The sequence below is a fragment of the Phycisphaerales bacterium genome (genome assembly GCA_040221175.1).
GTDB lineage: Bacteria > Planctomycetota > Phycisphaerae > Phycisphaerales > UBA1924 > JAHCJI01.
Genome location: JAVJVK010000004.1, coordinates 1,120,929 through 1,138,294, shown reverse-complemented (window position 1 = coordinate 1,138,294; position 17,366 = coordinate 1,120,929). Strand labels below are relative to the sequence as shown.

General features: G+C 64.7%; 13 protein-coding genes. 6 read left to right on the top strand and 7 right to left on the bottom strand.

Translation table 11 applies throughout. The annotated features are described in order from the left end of the window. Window positions 1-75 precede the first annotated feature (75 nt). From RIE32_07160 to RIE32_07140, 5 genes are read right to left on the bottom strand one after another with little or no spacing between them, the layout of a single operon-like run. A complete protein-coding gene (locus RIE32_07160) occupies window positions 76-1,038 on the bottom strand; it encodes a C45 family peptidase (GenBank protein MEQ9096027.1) in 963 nt (320 codons plus the stop codon). A gap of 41 nt (window positions 1,039-1,079) precedes the next feature. Then, window positions 1,080-2,624, bottom strand: a complete 1,545-nt coding sequence (locus RIE32_07155) for a biotin carboxylase (protein ID MEQ9096026.1) — start codon at window positions 2,622-2,624, stop codon at window positions 1,080-1,082. A 39-nt stretch (window positions 2,625-2,663) separates the two neighbouring features. Beyond that, on the bottom strand, window positions 2,664-5,384 hold the full coding sequence (locus RIE32_07150) for an aminotransferase class I/II-fold pyridoxal phosphate-dependent enzyme (protein MEQ9096025.1): 2,721 nt from the start codon (window positions 5,382-5,384) through the stop codon (window positions 2,664-2,666). Continuing rightward, window positions 5,381-6,355 carry a carbon-nitrogen hydrolase family protein gene (locus RIE32_07145; GenBank protein MEQ9096024.1) on the bottom strand — a complete coding sequence of 325 codons (975 nt, stop codon included), beginning with the start codon at window positions 6,353-6,355 and terminating at the stop codon, window positions 5,381-5,383. The genes RIE32_07150 and RIE32_07145 overlap by 4 nt, the downstream gene beginning before the upstream one ends. A 27-nt stretch (window positions 6,356-6,382) precedes the next feature. Then, entirely contained in the window at window positions 6,383-7,714 is a 1,332-nt protein-coding gene (locus RIE32_07140; protein MEQ9096023.1) for an aspartate aminotransferase family protein, read from the bottom strand. Between the two features lie 203 nt (window positions 7,715-7,917). Between RIE32_07140 and RIE32_07135 the strand changes: the two genes are divergently transcribed. Next, window positions 7,918-8,343 carry a hypothetical protein gene (locus tag RIE32_07135; protein MEQ9096022.1) on the top strand — a complete coding sequence of 142 codons (426 nt, stop codon included), beginning with the start codon at window positions 7,918-7,920 and terminating at the stop codon, window positions 8,341-8,343. A gap of 4 nt (window positions 8,344-8,347) precedes the next feature. Here the strand turns inward: RIE32_07135 and RIE32_07130 are convergent, their stop codons facing one another. Next, the gene (locus tag RIE32_07130; protein ID MEQ9096021.1) at window positions 8,348-9,802 is read right to left on the bottom strand and encodes an NAD-dependent succinate-semialdehyde dehydrogenase; all 1,455 of its coding nucleotides are present in this window, start codon (window positions 9,800-9,802) and stop codon (window positions 8,348-8,350) included. A gap of 186 nt (window positions 9,803-9,988) precedes the next feature. Here RIE32_07130 and RIE32_07125 point away from each other — a divergent pair, with 186 nt between their 5' ends. Beyond that, window positions 9,989-10,567 carry a type 1 glutamine amidotransferase domain-containing protein gene (locus tag RIE32_07125; GenBank protein MEQ9096020.1) on the top strand — a complete coding sequence of 193 codons (579 nt, stop codon included), beginning with the start codon at window positions 9,989-9,991 and terminating at the stop codon, window positions 10,565-10,567. A gap of 63 nt (window positions 10,568-10,630) precedes the next feature. Continuing rightward, window positions 10,631-10,834 carry a CsbD family protein gene (locus RIE32_07120; protein MEQ9096019.1) on the top strand — a complete coding sequence of 68 codons (204 nt, stop codon included), beginning with the start codon at window positions 10,631-10,633 and terminating at the stop codon, window positions 10,832-10,834. Window positions 10,835-10,912: 78 nt separating this feature from the next. On the opposite strand, the gene RIE32_07115 is transcribed toward RIE32_07120, so the two are convergent. Beyond that, on the bottom strand, window positions 10,913-11,140 hold the full coding sequence (locus tag RIE32_07115) for a DUF2945 domain-containing protein (GenBank protein MEQ9096018.1): 228 nt from the start codon (window positions 11,138-11,140) through the stop codon (window positions 10,913-10,915). A gap of 157 nt (window positions 11,141-11,297) precedes the next feature. Between RIE32_07115 and RIE32_07110 the strand changes: the two genes are divergently transcribed. The 3 genes from RIE32_07110 to RIE32_07100 all read left to right on the top strand — a co-directional run bounded on the left by RIE32_07110 (window position 11,298) and on the right by RIE32_07100 (window position 17,346). Beyond that, window positions 11,298-13,208 carry a homocysteine S-methyltransferase family protein gene (locus RIE32_07110; GenBank protein ID MEQ9096017.1) on the top strand — a complete coding sequence of 637 codons (1,911 nt, stop codon included), beginning with the start codon at window positions 11,298-11,300 and terminating at the stop codon, window positions 13,206-13,208. Continuing rightward, window positions 13,201-14,925: a vitamin B12 dependent-methionine synthase activation domain-containing protein gene (locus RIE32_07105; protein MEQ9096016.1), complete on the top strand. Its 1,725-nt coding sequence runs from the start codon at window positions 13,201-13,203 to the stop codon at window positions 14,923-14,925. Before RIE32_07110 ends, RIE32_07105 begins: the two co-directional genes overlap by 8 nt. 84 nt (window positions 14,926-15,009) lie before the next feature. Continuing rightward, window positions 15,010-17,346 carry a protein kinase gene (locus RIE32_07100; protein MEQ9096015.1) on the top strand — a complete coding sequence of 779 codons (2,337 nt, stop codon included), beginning with the start codon at window positions 15,010-15,012 and terminating at the stop codon, window positions 17,344-17,346. The last annotated feature ends 20 nt before the right edge of the window (window positions 17,347-17,366 follow it).

The following is a 17,366-nucleotide window of genomic DNA, read 5'->3' as shown; positions in this document are numbered from 1 at the left end:
TCGTACGCGACATCCCCACATCGTCGTTCCCCCTGAAAGTCTTGCTCCTTCATACAGGATGCACGGCCCGCGGGTTCACGTCGGCTCTTGTTCGACCTGTGCACCTCCGAGTTCGGCCTCGATTGCGCCCGGCTCGAAGCGGTCGAGCGACTGATGCATTCGGGCCTGGGGCCAACGAAGATCGAGCCCACGATCTTGGGGGGTGTACACGCTCGTGTAGAGCGTGCCCGAGCCCTTGGAATAGCCCGTGCGATAGATCGGAGCCTTGAGAAAACCTTCGGCCAGCGATTCGAGGGATTGTCCCTTGGCGTCCAGCAGATCGTGGGCGGTGTGGAGGCGCTCGACCGTCTTGCACGAGGCGGCGTACTGCGGCCACTCGACCTTGCCCTGGTGATTCGTGCTGGCCCGGGCGTGGTCGATGCGGCTTGGCCGATCGGGGGCGGCGTACACCGTCGCGTGCTCGCCCGAGGCGTCCAGGCAGACGAATGTATAGGTCATGTAGCACGGCACTCGAGCGATGGCCTCGGCGGCTTCGCTCGCGGTCCTGCACGTTTGCAGCGCGTATCGCACGAGCAGCGGGGCGGCAAAACCGTCGCCGGAGACCTGGCGTCCGCCGAACGCGAGCGCGACGCAGAGCCCGTGCTCATTAACGCCGTCGAGGGCGCCGAAGATGCAGTCGGTCATGCACAGCGTCGAGACGCCATCCCAATCGGCGCGAAGCACGATGCCGTCGGCCAAATGGGGCGCGTGGTCGTAGTTGCGCACCATCGCGGGGCCCCCCTTGCCCTGCCAGATGGCCTGCGTGCAACCCCGCACCAGCGGCGGTGGGCGATACAGCGTGAGGAAGCGGGCCACGTCGGCGTCGTCGCCGAGTTGTGCCAGGAGTGCCGCGTACGCCGGCACCAGTTCGGGCATGTGCTCGCCCAGCTTTTCGCGCGCGGTCTTCGAGCTTATCTTTGGCTTGGCCCGGGACATCCACTTCTGGTACGCGGGCCAGTACGCCTCGAACGCGCGCTCTAATTCCGGGCCATCGCGCATGGCGCGAAACGACATCGTGCGCGATGTGGTCGCGGGTGGGCTCACAGCAGCTTGAAGCCCGTGAGTTCGGGCGCTGCCTCGCCGCCAAAGTCAGAATCACCGCGGTAGAACGAACGGACGCCCTTGATCCATTGCTTGGCCCGGCGCGTGAGCTGGAAGTCCTCGTCCATGAACCGGCCCGGGCTCACGAGGATGCCCAGGTCGGCGCCCTCGTAGCGATAATCCCCCGGCTTGCTGATGCGCAGGAAGAAGGCGCGATTCTCGAACTGCACGGTTCGCCGGTGCGTCTGCATGCGCACGTAGTGCATCTGGCCCTTGGAGTCGAGCTCGTAGATGCCCGTGGGCGGGGCGTGGGTGATGCGGTCGACCGAGTCTTCGGTATGCTTGATGACCAGCTGGCTCCAGCTGTCGATGTTCTGCGGGTCGGCCCAGCGGTCGTTCAACTCGTCGACGTCCAGCTCGTAATCGATGCCCATCCACTCGAGCAGGTGGAACAGGAACAGCGGCGCATCGGCGTGCGCGAACGCAGCCAGGTTGGTCATGCTGCTGGCGCCCGTGATGCGCGGGTTACACTCGCCCAGATAGACCTTGCCCGTGTCCAGGTCGGTGAGATAGTCGATCTCGAAGTAGCCGCGATAGCCCATCTCTCGAAGCTCGTCGCCGAAGGCCATCGCCGCCCGGCGTGCGTTCTTGCGGATGCGCTTGTCGAAGGCGCCGGCGAATACCTCGTTGCCGCACCAGCCGCCGCGGTAGGGCGTGAGTTCCTTGAACCCGACCAGTTCGGTCATGAGCGGTCCCACGATGGTGCCGTGGCGGGTGACGCACGCCTCAAGTGCACTGCCTCGGCAGCGGATCCGCTTCATCACCTTGACTTCCGGCGCGCTGGTGATGTCGGCCTCGTGCTTCTTGAAGTCCTCCTCGTCCTTGACGAAGAAGGTCGTGTGGCCCGAGTCGCCGTAGGCAGTCTGGATGACCACGTCGTCGCCCAGCTTGCTGGTCTTCTTGCGCAGGTCTTCATAGCTCTTGACGCTCACCAGCTTGTTGGGCACGCTGTGCACGCGGGCCCGGTTGCCGATTCGGGTGGTCTCCATCTTGTCGTCCACCTGCTCGCGGAGCGCGGCGGGCGGGAAGCAGACCTCCAGATCAAGCTCCTTGCAGAGCTTCTCGGTGGTCTCGTCGAACATCAGGAACACGGCCTTGCCGTTGGTCTTGTGGTCCTTGCCGCGATTCTTGATCATCGCCCGCACGTCGGGATGGCGCAGCAGATAGTTGTTGATGTCTTCGATGCTCTCGAAGGGCTCGTGCGGTCGCTCACTGGGCACGAACACGTTTGGGTGCTGGCCATCGAAGCAGTCGATATAGTTGATGTAGGTGAAGTTGCGGACCCACTCGTCGATGCCGAGCAGATTGAAGTTCGTAGCGCTGATGAAGTAGATGGGCTCGGTGTTGCGGTAGAAGAAGCGGCGAATCTCGGAGATGCCGCGCAACGTGCCCTTCTTCTTGCGTTTGCCGACGTTGCTCGTCAGCGGCTTGGCCTTGACCAGGTTCGGTTGATGGCTGGACGGCTGAGCGTTGACGGTGGTCATGGAGCCCCCTGACGACGAATATTGTTCGAACGAGACGCTCTACGACCCGAGCACGTGGTCTTCGAACACGCGCAGGCCGTACGTAGTGTGATAGCCGTGGATCTCCTTGACGTCCAGTGCCAGCAGGTACGCGATGATCTCCGCGCTGAGGACCTGCCCGGGGACGAGAATGGGAAACCCCGGTGGATACGGCGTGACGAATGCGGCCGAGACGAACTCCCGGCCGTCCTTGATCTGTCGCAGCAAATCGCGATCGAGCTTGACCCAGGCGGTGTTGTCCTGGTCGTATGCCAGGAAGAACGCGCGGCGCAGATCGCCCTCGGGCGTGTCGGCGCTGGTGTCGCGGAAGGCATCGTGAAAGCGGCTGAAGTTCGGCAGTGGCGGACCTTCCAGCAGTGAGTCCACCTTCTGGGTGTGCAGGCTGAGCCCGGCGCTGCTCTCGGTGCTGAGCTGGTCTTCCACGCGTCGCGAGATGTCGGCAAGCGTCTCGATGAGATACGCCACGTCGCCACGCGTGGTGCCGATGTTGGGCATGAAGAGCATGGTGTTGCGAGAGGTCTTGTTGATCTGGATGTCGTAGCGATCCATCAACATGTGCCGCAGCGTGTCGCCGTCGATGCCCGTAGCGCTCATCTCCAGCGTCACTCGCGTGGGATCGAGCGTGAACTCGTCCTCCCGCCAGGCCGCATCCATCTTGCCCCAGCCCTGCTCGGGGTCGTAGTAGAACTCCAGGCCACTCGGGCGAAGCTCGCTTGGGATCATGTCGGCCGGCCGCAGGACGCGGAAGAACCTGGAGATATCCGGATGCTCGTTGACCCGCTTGCGCAGCGTCATCGCCAGATCGATGGTCTTCTCGACCAATTCGTACCCTTCCAACTCCACCTGTCGCCGGCCCGCATCGAGCGAGGCGATGATCTGGTAGTTTGGCGAGGTCGACGTATGCGTCATGAGCGCCTCGAGCAGGGCCGTGCTGGCTCGCTGCTCGAAGTCCTCGTCGTACACGTGGATCATCGACCCCTGGCGAAGGCTCGTGAGCGTCTTGTGCGTCGATTGCGTGGCGTACACGCGCACACGGACCTGATCGGGGTCGGCCATGGCCCCGTCGGCGTCGGACCTGTTGGCGTAGGCGTTGCGATATTCGTCGCTGCGATACATCCTCCGCAATCGGCTGGCGGCATCCATCGCCGTGCGCCGCCGAAGCGTGGGGCTGAACCGGGCATAGCCGAACCAGGCCTCGTCCCACAGAAAGATCATGTCGGGCTTGATCGCCAGGATGCGCTGCATGACGGCGGCCGGGTCGTACGTCAATCCGTCGAACGTGCAGTTGGTCAAGACCAGCATCCGCACGCGATCGAGCTTGCCCGCGTCCTGGAGGGCCAGCAGTTGCCTCTCGATCTCCTCAAGCGGCACCGCGCCGTACATCGTGTACTTCTGGAGCGGGTACGAATCAAGATACACCGGATGCGCCCCGGCCAGCACGAACGCGTAGTGGTGGCTCTTGTGGCAGTCGCGGTCGACCAGCACGATGTCGCCCGGCTGGACCAGTGCCTGCTGAACGATCTTGTTGGCCGTTGAGGTGCCGTTGGTGACGAAGAACGTCTGGCGAGCCCCGAAAGCCCGGGCGGCGGCTTCCTGTGCCTTGCGGATGGGGCCACGCGGCTGGAGCAGTGAGTCGAGCCCGCCGCTGGTCGCGCTCGTTTCGGCCAGGAACAGGTTCGAACCATAGAACTCGTGGAAGTCCTTGGCCCAGTGGCTGGTGGTCATGCTCTTGCCCCGGGCGATGGGCAACGCGTGGAACACGCCCGTGGGCTTGGCGGCATAGCGGCGCAGGGCATCGAAGAACGGCGTCTCGTAGCGCTCACGCACGCCGCGCAGGATGCTCAGGTGCTGTTCCATGTACTGCTCGAGCCGGTAGAACGTGCGGCGGAAGGCGCTGCCGACGTTGCCGGCCACCGAGTCCAGCGGCGTATCGGTGACCAGGTACAGGTCGAGCTCGGGCCGGAGCTTCTTGAGCACCGAGGCCAGGTGCAGGCTGCGGTCCAGGCCATAGCTGTTGGGCATCTTCTCGGCCGAAAGGGCGTCGAGGTATCGCCGCAGGGCCGGATGGTTGTTGTTGGTGAAGAAGCCGAAGTTGTAGCGAAGGAAGACGGCCTGGATCGTCGGGTTGAAGAGAACGGCGATCACCGCGTCTTGCGCACTTGGCACCGTCAAGACGTCGTAGACGAACTCGTCGGCCTCGCGTCGGCATGCGGCCAGGCCGTCACGCAGCGAGTCGTGGTCATAGGCATCGGCGCCATCGACGAACAAGACCTCGAAGTACGGGCGGCCACGGGCCCGCGAGCGTGCTTCGGCATCCTGTCCCCCATTGCGCTGGTCGCGGCCTGGCTCGTCGAATGCCGCGCCGCCGCGGTCGCGATAGGCGTCTCCGATGAGCAGCCGACTGATGGCCGCCACACGGTCGGCGAGTTCTCCCGTGGCGCCGTTCTGGTGCAGGCGTGTCAGTTCGTCCATGCGTGCCGGGCCGGGGAAGGCCCAGTAGGGTTCCAGGCTGGCGAGGACTTCGAGGCTCTGGCCGACCAGCGCCCGCGGCTCGGCGGCGTCCTGGCCCGCCCGACTCATCTCTCGAAGCCAGGTCGTACGCACCTGCAATTCGTTCCAGGTGTCCATCCGAAGCTGGAAGGCGCTGTACTGCCGGCCGCGCTGGCGTTGCGGCCGCGAGTCTGGCGGTGTGGATTCACGCTGGGAGTGTGCCTGGGTCATGTGGAGGTTCCTGGGGCCGAAGGTGGCGCCGCGGGGGCCGGGGCCGGAGCCGGGGGCGGCGCGACCGGCGGGGTTTCGGTGAAGGGCGCATGCTCGCCGAAGCCAATGCCGGCCCGGCTGCCGCGGGCCATCTTCTCGAGCGAGCCAAGCGTGTTGAGGTACTCGGTCACCGGCGATTTGCGGTTGTACACGTCGAAGTCCACGCGTCGATCGCGGAAGCTCTTGAGCGGCTGACCCAGGCCCTTGAGCCCGACCTCGCGCGAGCGGCGAACGCGATCGAGATCGATCTCGATTGGCAGCAGTTCTTCGTTGCTCCCTGCCTGGTACAGCACGTCTCCGGACGGAGCCACGAAGAGCGAGCGGCCGTTGCCGCCGTCACCAATGCCGTTGATGTCGACGACGAACATCTGGTTCATTGCCGCGGTGGCGCGTGCGATGGAAAGCTCCACGTCGCGGTCCATGGTGGGCGTGAGGGTGGGGTGCAGCAAGACCTCGGCGCCCATGGCCGCCAGGGTTCGGCTGGTCTCGGGAAACCACATGTCGTAGCAGATGCTCACGCCGAAGCGGCCAACCTCGGGCACGTCGAACACGCAAAACTCGGTTCCCCACTCCACGCCGGTCTCATACGGCATGAAGGGAAACATCTTCCGATATCGCGCGATGACGGCGCCGCTGGGATCGATGACGGGCGTGGTGTTGAAGATGCCCTGGTCGGTCTTCTCGTAGAGCGACCCTGGGAGCAGCCAGATGCCGTGTCGCGCCGCGAGCCGCTGGTAGTGCTGCTCGACGTCGCCGGGCAGGGGCATGGCGTGGCCGGTCCAGCCGCCGAAGGTCGCGAGCTCACTGACGACGACCATCTGCACCCAGGGATACAAGTGCATGAGCATCTCGACGCGATCGGTCACGTGCTCGAGATTCGAACGCCGCCCGGAGACCTTGAGCTGCAGGCCGGCGATGGCATATGGACGCATGGAGAGTTTCCTCGTGTCGGATCGGGGTCAGTGTTGGGCGGCGTGCTGCTCGATGCTCTGGCAAAGGATGTCCAGGCCCTTATTCAACTGCTCTTCGGTGATCACCAGTGGCGTCAGCACGCGGATGCAGTTGCCCGACACGCCCGCCGCGATGATCAGCAATCCCTTGCTTCGGCAGTCGTCGATGACGGCCTTCACCAGCGCTCCGGCGGGCCGCGTCGGATCCCCGCCCTCGCTCAGTTCGATGGCCATCATGGCCCCCAAGCCGCGCACGTCGGTAATGTGCTTGACGCGCTGCTGCAACTCGGTGAATCGCTTGCCAAGGATGCCGCCGATGCGCTCGGCTCGTGCGTTGAGCTTGAGCTCTTCCATGCGATCGATGGCGGCCAGCGATGCGGCGCAGGCAACCGGGTTGCCGCCGTAGGTGCCGCCGAGCGTTCCGGGATTCACGCGATCCATGACGCTGGCCTTGCCGATGACGCAGGCCATCGGCAATCCGCCACCCATCGCCTTTGCCCAGGGGCTCAGGTCGGGCTTGACGCCGAAGTGCTCGTACGCCGCCCACTTCCCGGTTCGGCAGAAACCCGACTGCACCTCATCGAAGATCAGGACGATGCCGTGCTCGTCGCAGATTCGGCGCAGGCCCTGCAAGTACGCCTTTGGCGCCACGCTGAAGCCGCCCTCGCCCTGGACGACCTCGATGATGATGGCGGCGACCTGCGAGGCCGCCACGGTGTCATGGAAGGCACGCTCGAGCCGGCCAAGCTCACGCGAAACCAGGTCAGCCTCGCTGATGGATTCGCCCGGCAGGGGCCTGGGGAATGGCAGGCGATAGACCTCTGGCGCGTAGGGGCCGCAGCCTTGCTTCAGGTGCACCTTGCTCGTCAGCGTTCCGGCCAGCAGCGTTCGGCCGTGGAAGGCGCCCGTGAAACAGATCACGCCCGCTCGCCCGGTGGCCTGGCGGGCGATCTTGATGGCGTTCTCCACCGCTTCGGCCCCGGTGCTGATCAGCATGGCCTTGGTGCTGTCATCGTCGCGCTCGTGGTGGGGGAAGAGTTCCACGAGCTTCTCGCACAACGCAATGTAAGGCTCGTAGGTCGCCACGTGGATGCACGCGTGCTGGAGCGTGGCGACCTGCTCGCTGACGGCCCGGACGACCGCCGGGTCGCCGTGGCCCACGCTCATGACGCCGATGCCGCTGGCAAAATCGATGAACTCCCGCCCGTCGGCATCGGTGATGATGGCGCCCGACGCGCTGGCGGCGGTCATCGGGCTGAGCATGCCGACGCCCGAGCACACCACCTTCTGGCGGCGGGCGACGAGGTCTTGCGAGGCGGTCTGCGAGGCGGCTGCTGGCACTGGAACGCTCCTATAAGGGAAAGGACGGAGGCCGGACAGAGGGAGTGTATACGAATGGCCGCGTTACGTGCATCACGTTGCGTACGAGCACTTACGTGCTTCGATAGGGTTGCAAGATGATCGTGAGTTCATTCCCCCAAGGGTGATCGCTTCACGACCGACCGTCAGGATCGGTGGCGGCAACCAACAACAAGGAGATCCAGATGCGTGCCACCCGCAGCCTTACCCGTTCCCAACGCGCCACCATCGCCACCGTGCCCCTGCTTGCCTCGTTGGCCCTGCAGGCATCCTGCGGCACCATCCTCTATCCCGAGCGTCGCGGTCAGGACGCCCGGGGCGACCTGGACATCGGCGTGGTCCTGCTCGACGGCGTGGGCCTGCTCTTCTTCCTGATTCCCGGCATCATCGCCTATGCCATCGACTTCAGCACCGGGGCGATCTACCTGCCGCCCGATGAAGAAGGGTTGATCGACACCGATAGTTCATCGCGAGCGCCCGATCTCCAGATTCCCACGGAAGAACTCACGGCCGAACGCCTGGCGACCGAACTGAGCGCGAAGACGGGCCAGGACATTACCGAGTCCGACGTGCTGGCGGCGTATCCGCAGCTTCGCATGCCGGAAAGGTAAGGCCCTAGACCAACCCCCACGAGACGTACTTGAGGTTGGTGTACTCCTCCATCACGTACTTGCCGCCCTCACGGCCGAAGCCCGAGTGCTTCACGCCCCCGAACGGCGCCTGAGCGGTCGACGGTGCCGCGTCGTTGGCGCCCACGATGCCGTACTCCAGTGCCTCGGCGGTGCGCATCAGACGGGTCGCGTCGCTGGTGAAGAAGTAGCTGGCCAGGCCATACGGCGTGTTGTTGGCCGCGTCGATGGCCTCCTGGTCATTCTCGAACTTCGCGACTGGGGCGACGGGGCCGAAGGTCTCTTCGCTTGCGCACTTCATGTCGGGCGTCATGCCGTCGATGAGGGTGGGGGCATAGAAGCGATTGGCCAGGCCGTCGAGCTTGACCATCTCGCCGCCGACCTTGATCGTGGCGCCCTTGCTCCTGGCGTCGTCCACGTGCTCTTGCACCTTCTCGATGGCCTTGTCGTTGATCAGCGGGCCGATGTCCACGCCATCCTGCGTGCCTCGCCCGACCTTGAGCTTCTCGACGGCCTTGGCGAAGCGGTCCATGAACGCGTCGTAGATCCCGCTTTGCACGTAGAAGCGATTGGCGCAGATGCACGTCTGCCCCGCATTGCGGAACTTGCAGGCCACCGCGGCGTTGACCGACCGCTCCAGGTCGGCATCGTCGAACACGATAAACGGAGCGTGCCCGCCCAGCTCCATCGAGAGCCGCAGCAGGTTCTCGCTGGCCTGCTTCATGAGGATCTGGCCCACGGGCGTCGAGCCGGTGAAGCTCAACTTGCGCACGCGGCCGTCTTCGAACATGGGCTTGGCGACGGCCTTGCTGTTGCCCGTCACGATGTTCACCGTGCCCGCGGGCAGCCCCGCCTCGATGGCCAACTCGCCGATGGCGATGGCGCTCAAGGGCGTCAGCTCGGCGGGCTTGATGACCACCGTGCACCCCGCCGCGAGCGCGGGGCCGATCTTGCGGGTGATCATCGCTGCCGGAAAGTTCCAGGGCGTGATGATGCCGCACACGCCCACGGGCTGGCGCATGACCAGGATGCGCTTGTCGTTGCTGCTAGCGGGCACCATCTCGCCGTACATCCGCGGCGCTTCGCCCGCCGCCCACTCCAGGAACGACGCGGCGTAGTTGATCTCGCCTTTTGCCTCGCTCAGTGGCTTGCCCTGCTCGGCGGTCATCAGGGCCGCCAGCCGGTCGGCATCGCGGTGCATCAATTCGGCCAGGCGCCCCACCAGTTTGCCTCGGTCGGCGGCGGTGCGCTTCGACCACGGACCGAAGGCCTCATGGGCCGCGTCGATGGCTCGCGTGGCCTCGGCGCCGCCGGCGTCGGGAATGGACGCGAGCTTCTCGTCAGTCGCCGGGTCGAGCACGTCGATGGTCTTGCCGCTGTCGGCGCCGACCCACGAGCCGTTGATGAGATTTTCGCTCTTGGGGTTGTTCTGCAAGCTCACGGTGGTATCCCTCGGTATCGAGCGCGGAGTGCGCTGGCGCGTACCGCACTGTATGGGCCAACGCGGTGCGGAGCGTTGCGAGGCCCCGTGAGAATGAGTCCCGATTCACGGCGCCTTCACCGGGCGGTCACCGCACGCCCCGATCATTGCAATGTACCACGAAACCCAACGAAGGGAGCACCCAATATGAGCACTACGAACAACAAGAAGCTCGATGGCAAGACCATCGCCATTCTTTCGACCGATGGCTTCGAGCAGAGCGAACTGGTTCGCCCTCTGGAAGCGCTCAAGGAAGCTGGCGCCGAAGTGCACGTCGTTACTCCGGACGGCAGCGACATCAAGGGGTGGGACAACGGCAACTGGGGCGACACGGTGAAGGCCGATCGCTCACTGGCAGACGTCAAGGCCGACAGCTACGACGGCTTGGTGCTGCCCGGCGGGGTGATGAACCCCGACAAGCTCCGCATGCGTGAAGACGCGACCACGTTTGTTCGCGAGTTCTTCAAGGCCGGCAAGCCCGTCAGCGCCATCTGCCACGGACCGCAGATCCTCATCGATTGCGGCGTGATCGAAGGTCGCGAGATGACGAGCTTCCCATCGATCAAGAACGATCTGAAGAACGCCGGGGCGCGCTGGGTCGACCAGGAGGTCGTGTGCGATCAGGCACTGACGACCAGCCGGACGCCCGACGATCTGCCCGCGTTCATCGACAAGACAATCGAGGAGATCCGCGAGGGCAAGCACGCCGGCCAGAAGACCGCGTGAGTGCATGTTCCTCGAATCAGCCGCACATCAATCAACCCCTGAGACGAGGGATAGGAGTTTCAAATGAACACCGATACGATGCAGGGAAACTGGAAGCAGCTCAAAGGCAAGGCCAAGGAGCGCTGGGGCAAGCTGACCGACGACGAACTCGACCAGGTCGAGGGCAAGCGTGATCAGCTCGCCGGAAAGATCCAGGAAAAGTACGGCAAGACCAAGCAGGAGGCGGAGAAGGAGATCGACGAGTTCAAGCGGTCCTGTAACTGCTGATCCGTCGGCGTCCATTCCGCGACGAAGCCAGAACGTGCGTTCCACCAAGGAACACACGTTCTGGCACATTTTTTTCCATCAAGCCGACGTGTCCTTGGAGACCTCGCTCTCGAGCTTGAGAACCGTCTGGCCGTCGTCCTGCTCGATCACCAGCGCGGCGTCGTCCGTGTCGCCCTTGCGCTTGATCGATGAACCATCGATGGTCCGTTCGACCGTCTCGGTGTGGCGCTCGATGACCTTGCCGCGGCCGTAGCCCTCGCCCCACTTCCACTTGACGTTGTCGCCCTTCCCGTAGCTCGTACTCATGGCATTGCATCCTATTGCGGGGTCTCGAAGGCAAGGTACTGGCGAAACGGTGGCGATGGGCGCCAAAGGCCGCTCCAGACGGGACAACGGGCGGCGATCAGGGGGAACCCCCATCCTGCTTCCATTCATTCATCCGGATGAACGCATACACTGAACCATGACTGCAACTGATCCCATCTTCGCGAGCCCATTCGCCCGGGCACTGGCCAGCCGCGTCCTGGTGCTCGACGGCGCCATGGGCACGAGCCTGTACAGCCGAGACCTGACGGTCGAGGGCGACTATTGCGGCTGCGAGAACTGCACCGATATCCTTGTCGACAGCCGGCCCGACGTGGTCGAGGACATCCACAAAGAGTTTCTCGAGGTCGGGGCCGACTGCATCGAGACCAACAGCTTCGGTGCCAACACCCTGGTTCTGGGCGAGTTCGACCTGGCCGAGAAGGCCACCGAATTCAGCCGCCGCTCGGCCGAGATCGCCCGGTCGGCAGCCGACGCTTACTCAACCAAGGACAAGCCCCGCTTCGTCATGGGCTCCATGGGCCCGGGCACGAAGCTCATCACGCTGGGCAACACCACCTGGCCGGCCATGCTCGACAGCTACACGAACCAGGCCCTGGGCCTGATCGAGGGTGGCGTCGACGCGTTCCTCATCGAGACGTGCCAGGACCTCCTGCAGGTCAAGTGCGCCGTCAACGCCTGCCTTCGGGCCCTGGAGCAGAAGGGCAAGTCCATCGCCGACATCCCCATCTGCGTGTCGGTCACCATCGAGCAGACCGGCACCATGCTCATGGGCACAAGCATCGAGGCCGCAGCCCACGCCCTGCGCCGGTACCCGATCCTGAGCCTTGGCCTCAACTGCGCTACGGGTCCGACAGAGATGGCCGAGTACATCCAATGGCTGGGCAAGTACTGGGACCGCCACGTCTCGGTGGCCCCCAATGCCGGCCTGCCGGTTCTGGTCGAGGGCCGGACGGAATACCCGCTCAAGCCCGGCCCCTTCGCCGAGGCCCAGCAGCGGTTCATCGAACAGAGCGGGGTGGGCCTGGTCGGCGGCTGCTGCGGCACCACGCCCGAGCACATCCGCCAGCTCGCCGACATGGTGGGCGGCCGCGAGGCCAAGCGCACCGAGCGTTCGACGATGGCCCCCAGTTGCACGAGCCTCTACCAGCCGGTCGAATACCGCCAGGATAACTCGTTCCTGATCGTTGGCGAGCGCTGCAACGCCTCGGGCAGCCGCAAGTTCAAGCGGTTGCTCGAAGAAGAAGACTGGGACGGCATCGTGGGCCTTGCCAAGCAGCAGGTGCGCGAGGGCAGCCACGTGCTGGACGTGAACGTCGACTACGCCGGCCGCGACAACGCCGCCGACATGCGCGAGGTCGTGCAACGGCTGGTCCGCCAGGTCGATGCCCCGCTCATGATCGACAGCACCCAGGTCGCCACGATCGAGGCCGGCCTGCAGTGTGCCGGCGGCAAGTGCATCATCAACAGCGCCAACTTTGAGGACGGCGAAGAGAAGTTCGACGCCATCTGCAAGCTCGCCAAGACCTACGGCGCAGGGCTGGTCATCGGCACCATCGATGAAGACCCCGAGGCCGCCATGGCCCGCACCGCCGACCGCAAGTTCGAGATCGCCAAGCGATCCATCGAACGGGCAACCCAGGTGCACGGCCTCGACGAGACCGACATCTTCATCGATCCGCTGGTGCTGCCCATCTCGACCGGAATGGACGACGACCGCCGCAGCGCCCTCGCGCTCATCGAGGGCACCAGGCGCATCGCCGAGGCGTTCCCCAACGTGCAGATCACCTGCGGCCTGAGCAACGTGAGCTTCGGGCTCAAGCCCGCTGCCAGGCAGGTGCTCAACAGTGTGTTCCTGGACGAATTGGTCAAGGCCGGCATGACCAGCGCCATCGTGCACGCCAGCAAGATCCTGCCGCTGGCCAAGATCGAAGACGACCAGAAGCGGGTGGCCATGCACCTGGTCTACGACAAGCGAGACACGAGCGTCGGCGGCACGGGCCTTCCCTCGCCCGACGAGCAGATCCAGGAGGAGGTGGCCCTTGCCTGATTCACCGCACACCTACGACAAGAGCTACGACCCACTCCAGGCCTTTATCGAGCTGTTCAAGGACGTCGACAGCGTCGGCGGCTCGGCCGAGGAGAAGAAGGACCTCACCCTCGAAGAACGCCTTCGCGCGCACATCATCGATGGCGAGAAGGAAGGCCTGCACGACTGCCTCGACGAGGCGATGGAGAAGTACAAGCCCCTGGAGATCGTTAACGACCACCTGCTCGACGGCATGAAGACCGTGGGCGAGCTGTTCGGTTCCGGCCAGATGCAGCTTCCCTTCGTGCTACAGAGTGCCGAGGTCATGAAGATGGCGGTCGCCCACCTCGAGCCGCACATGGAGAAGATCGAGGGCGAGGGCAAGGGGTCGATCGTGCTCGCGACCGTGAAGGGCGACGTGCACGATATCGGCAAGAACCTGGTCGACATCATCCTGAGCAACAATGGCTACACCGTCCACAACATCGGCATCAAGCAGACCCTGCCTCAGATCCTCGAAGCCTGGAAGGAAACCAAGGCCGACGCCATCGGTCTCAGCGGCCTGCTCGTGAAGTCCGTAACCGTCATGGAAGAGAACCTCAAGGAGATGACCGAGCAGAACATCGACGTGCCGGTCATCCTCGGCGGTGCTGCCTTGACGCGTCATTATTGCGAAAGCCACCTGCGCGACCTGTACGCCGGAAAGGTCTTCTACGGCAAGGACGCCTTCGAGGGCCTGCGCACCATGGACATGCTCAAGGCAGGGAAGACCGGCGTGCTCGATGAGGAGATCGCCGAGCGCCTGGGCAAGCGCAGCGAAGCACAGAAGGTCGTTGCCGAAGCCCGTGCCAAGAAGGCCGAAAAGCAGGATGAATTCGCTTCATCCAAGGGCGATGGCGGTACCGCCACGGCCGTGCGCAGCGACGTGGCCACCGACGTGCAGGTTCCCGAGGCGCCCTTCTGGGGCTCGCGCATCGTCGAAGGCCTGAAGCTCGACGAAATCTACCCCTTCATCAACACCACCGCACTCTTCCGCGGCCAGTGGCAGTTCAAGAAGGGCTCGATGAGCCCCGAAGAGTACGAACAGTTCCTCGAAGACAAGGTGCACCCCGTCTTCGAGCGCCTCAAGGCCGAGCTGCGCGATAATGACGTGCTGCATCCCAAGCTGGTCTATGGCTACTGGCCCGTGCAGAGCGAGGGCGACGACCTGATCGTGTTCGATTCCGACGACCACGAAAAGGAGATCGAGCGCTTCCGTTTCCCTCGCCAGGACGGAAAGAAGAACCTCTGCATCGCCGATTTCTTCAAGAGCAAGGACAGCGGCCAGAAGGACGTGCTGGCCCTCACCTGCGTCACCATGGGCGAAGAGGTCAGCAAGCTGGCCAAGAAGCTCTTCGACAACAATGACTTTACCGAGTACCTCTACACCCACGGCATGAGCGTTGAGAGCGCTGAGGCCCTGGCCGAACTCTGGCACAAGCGCATCCGCGCCGAGATGGGCATCGGCGGCGACGACTCGCCCAAGATTCCCGACCTCTTCCGCCAGAAGTACCGCGGCAGCCGATACAGCCCGGGCTACCCGGCCTGCCCTGACATGAGCGACCAGGAGATCATCTGGCGACTGCTCGATCCCGAGCGCATCGGCTGCAAGCTCACCGAGAACTGGCAGATCGACCCCGAGCAGAGCACCAGCGCCTTCGTCGTGCACCACCCAGAGGCCAAGTACTTCAACGTCTAACCCCCGCCGCTCCGTTCGGGGCCGCTGCTAGCATTGGCCGGACCGCGGGCAGCCTTACTCGGGGCACGCGGCCGTGGGGTAGCCATGACGCAGCAGCCCGAGCATTCCGGATCGGACCGTGCAGACGCACGGCCTGCGGTCGCGGATGGGTCGCTGCCCTGGCCGGCGGACGCTCCGGCCCAAGACACCGAAGACCTGCGCGGCCTGTATGCCGGGCAGTACGAACTCATCGAACGCATCGGCGGCGGCGCGATGGGGGTGGTGTACCGCGCCCGGCGCTCCGGGAGACAGCGAGAGCGGGCGATCAAGGTGCTTCGCCCGAGCGACGGTGGCGGTGAGGGGCTCCTTCAAGAGGCTTTCGATCATCCCCACGTGGTCGCCGTCGAAGACTTCGGCACGCTGACGGACCGGGAAGGCCGAGAGCGCCCGTTCATCGTCATGGAGCTCTTCGGGCCCAACGCCTCGCTGGAAGCGTGGGTGCGCGAACATCGGCCCACGATCGACGACCGGTTGAGGTTGATCGAAGAGGCCTCGCGCGGCGTGGCCTATGCGCACGAACTGGGCGTGCTGCACCACGACCTCAAGCCGGCCAATATCCTGGTCGATCGCTTCGGCTCGGCGCACGTGGCCGATTTTGGTCTGGCGCGCATGCGTATCGAGGCGGGACACTCGCCCAGCGGCGGAACGCGTGCGTTCCAGAGCCCCGAGCAATGTGATCGCCCCACCAGCGAACTCGATGCTCGCAGCGACGTATATGCCCTGGGCGCCACGCTCTTTTCCGTGTTGACCGATGGAGGCGTACCGGTCCCGCTACCGCCTAATTGCAGCCGCGAGCAGGCCCATCGCCTGAAGACAGAGCAGGAGCCGCTCTTCTCGTTGCTGCCTCCAGAGACGCCCGCCTCGGTCACGGCAATCCTGAAGAAGGCGCTGGCGCCCCAGCGTGAGCGCCGGCACGAGACGGCGATCGACTTCGCTCGCGCGCTGGCTCGCGCACGCGCCGAGACCAAGAGCCCGGTGGGCCGAATTCGAACGGCGGTCTCGGTCCATGCCCGCCGTCGGCCGCGTGCCGCCGCCGTTTTCGTTGGACTAATCATCGGTGTAGTACTCGCGTTCGTGCTGTCGTATCCGCTGCGATGGGTCCGGCCGCTCGAGGACTGGTACCTCGCGCGCCTGCCCATGCTCGATGCCGCACACGTCGGCCAGCTAGAGGACGTTCGCATCGTGCACATGCCGCCGCCGCTGGAGATGGCCGTCCTGGGCGCAGAGCTGGGCGTCGAGGGCGTGAGTAGCTCGCCCGCGCGCACATGGCGACCGATGCACGGGGCGTTTGTCGAGGCCATGTCGCAGGCCGGTGCGCGGGTCATTGCCTTTGACCTGTACTTTCCGCAGGCATGGCCCGAGCTGGACGCGCCGTTTGCCGAGGCCATCGAGCGCAGCACGAGCCGCGGAACACCGGTCGTGCTCGGCGCGCAGGGATGGGTTGTCGATAATGCCGGTCGTCCCGCGATGCCCGAGGTCTACGATCGCGCCGGTGCGCGGTGGGGGTCATTGCTGCTGGACCTGTCCGGCCCGTTGCCGCTCATCCCGCTCGTGGCCCAGCCCCCGCAAGACGAAGGCCTTCCGGGATTCGTGCTCGCAACGCACGCCGCGGCGGTGCAGCCGCAGGCCCGCTTTTCGGCGTGGGCCCACGAAGGTGGCGTGCGCGTGCAGTTCTGGAATCCCGTTCCCGGATCGACGCGTCGCCTGCGTACCGGGGTCGATGCCCGATTGCCCGTTTTCAAGCAACAGTCGGCTGGCGAAGTGCCCGAGTGGTTCCTCCAGGGACGACAGGAAGACTGGACCATGGCCTACACGCAGCGAGCAGTCTTTGGCGTCGAGACGCTCGATGCGGCAACACTGAATTATGCCGAGCTGATGCGGGCGTCACCCGAAGCACGGGCCGAGCGGGTCGGCGGGCGCGTCCTGATCGTGGTCGATCCCATCAACGACAAGAAGCTCGAACTCGGCTTGTCGCGAAACTTGCTGGGCGGCGAGGTTCTCGCCGGCGCGGTGCAGTCGCTGCTTGCCGAGCGAACATCGCGATGGATGCCTGATTGGATGGTCATCCTTCTGTGCCTTCCCGTCGCGGCGATCGGGGCAATCATCGGGGCGTGCGTGCGGCCGGGTAAAAACTCGGGATTGATTGCAGTGGCGATGCATGCTGCAAGGCTTGCGCTGCTGGCGATGCTGCTCGTCGTGGTATCGATCGGATTGCTGGCGTTCTATGCCGCCTGGTCGCTCATTACCCTGCCGGTGTTCTGGTTGCTGGCCGCGCTGCTGTCATGCATTGCTGCCGCGGTCATGATCGAGTGGATCCTGCCCAAGCGTCCAAGGCGACTGCAGTCACGCTCGCAGTCTGCCTCGTCGGTGGTTGTGCAATGATGCAACGGTGGCTTTCTTAA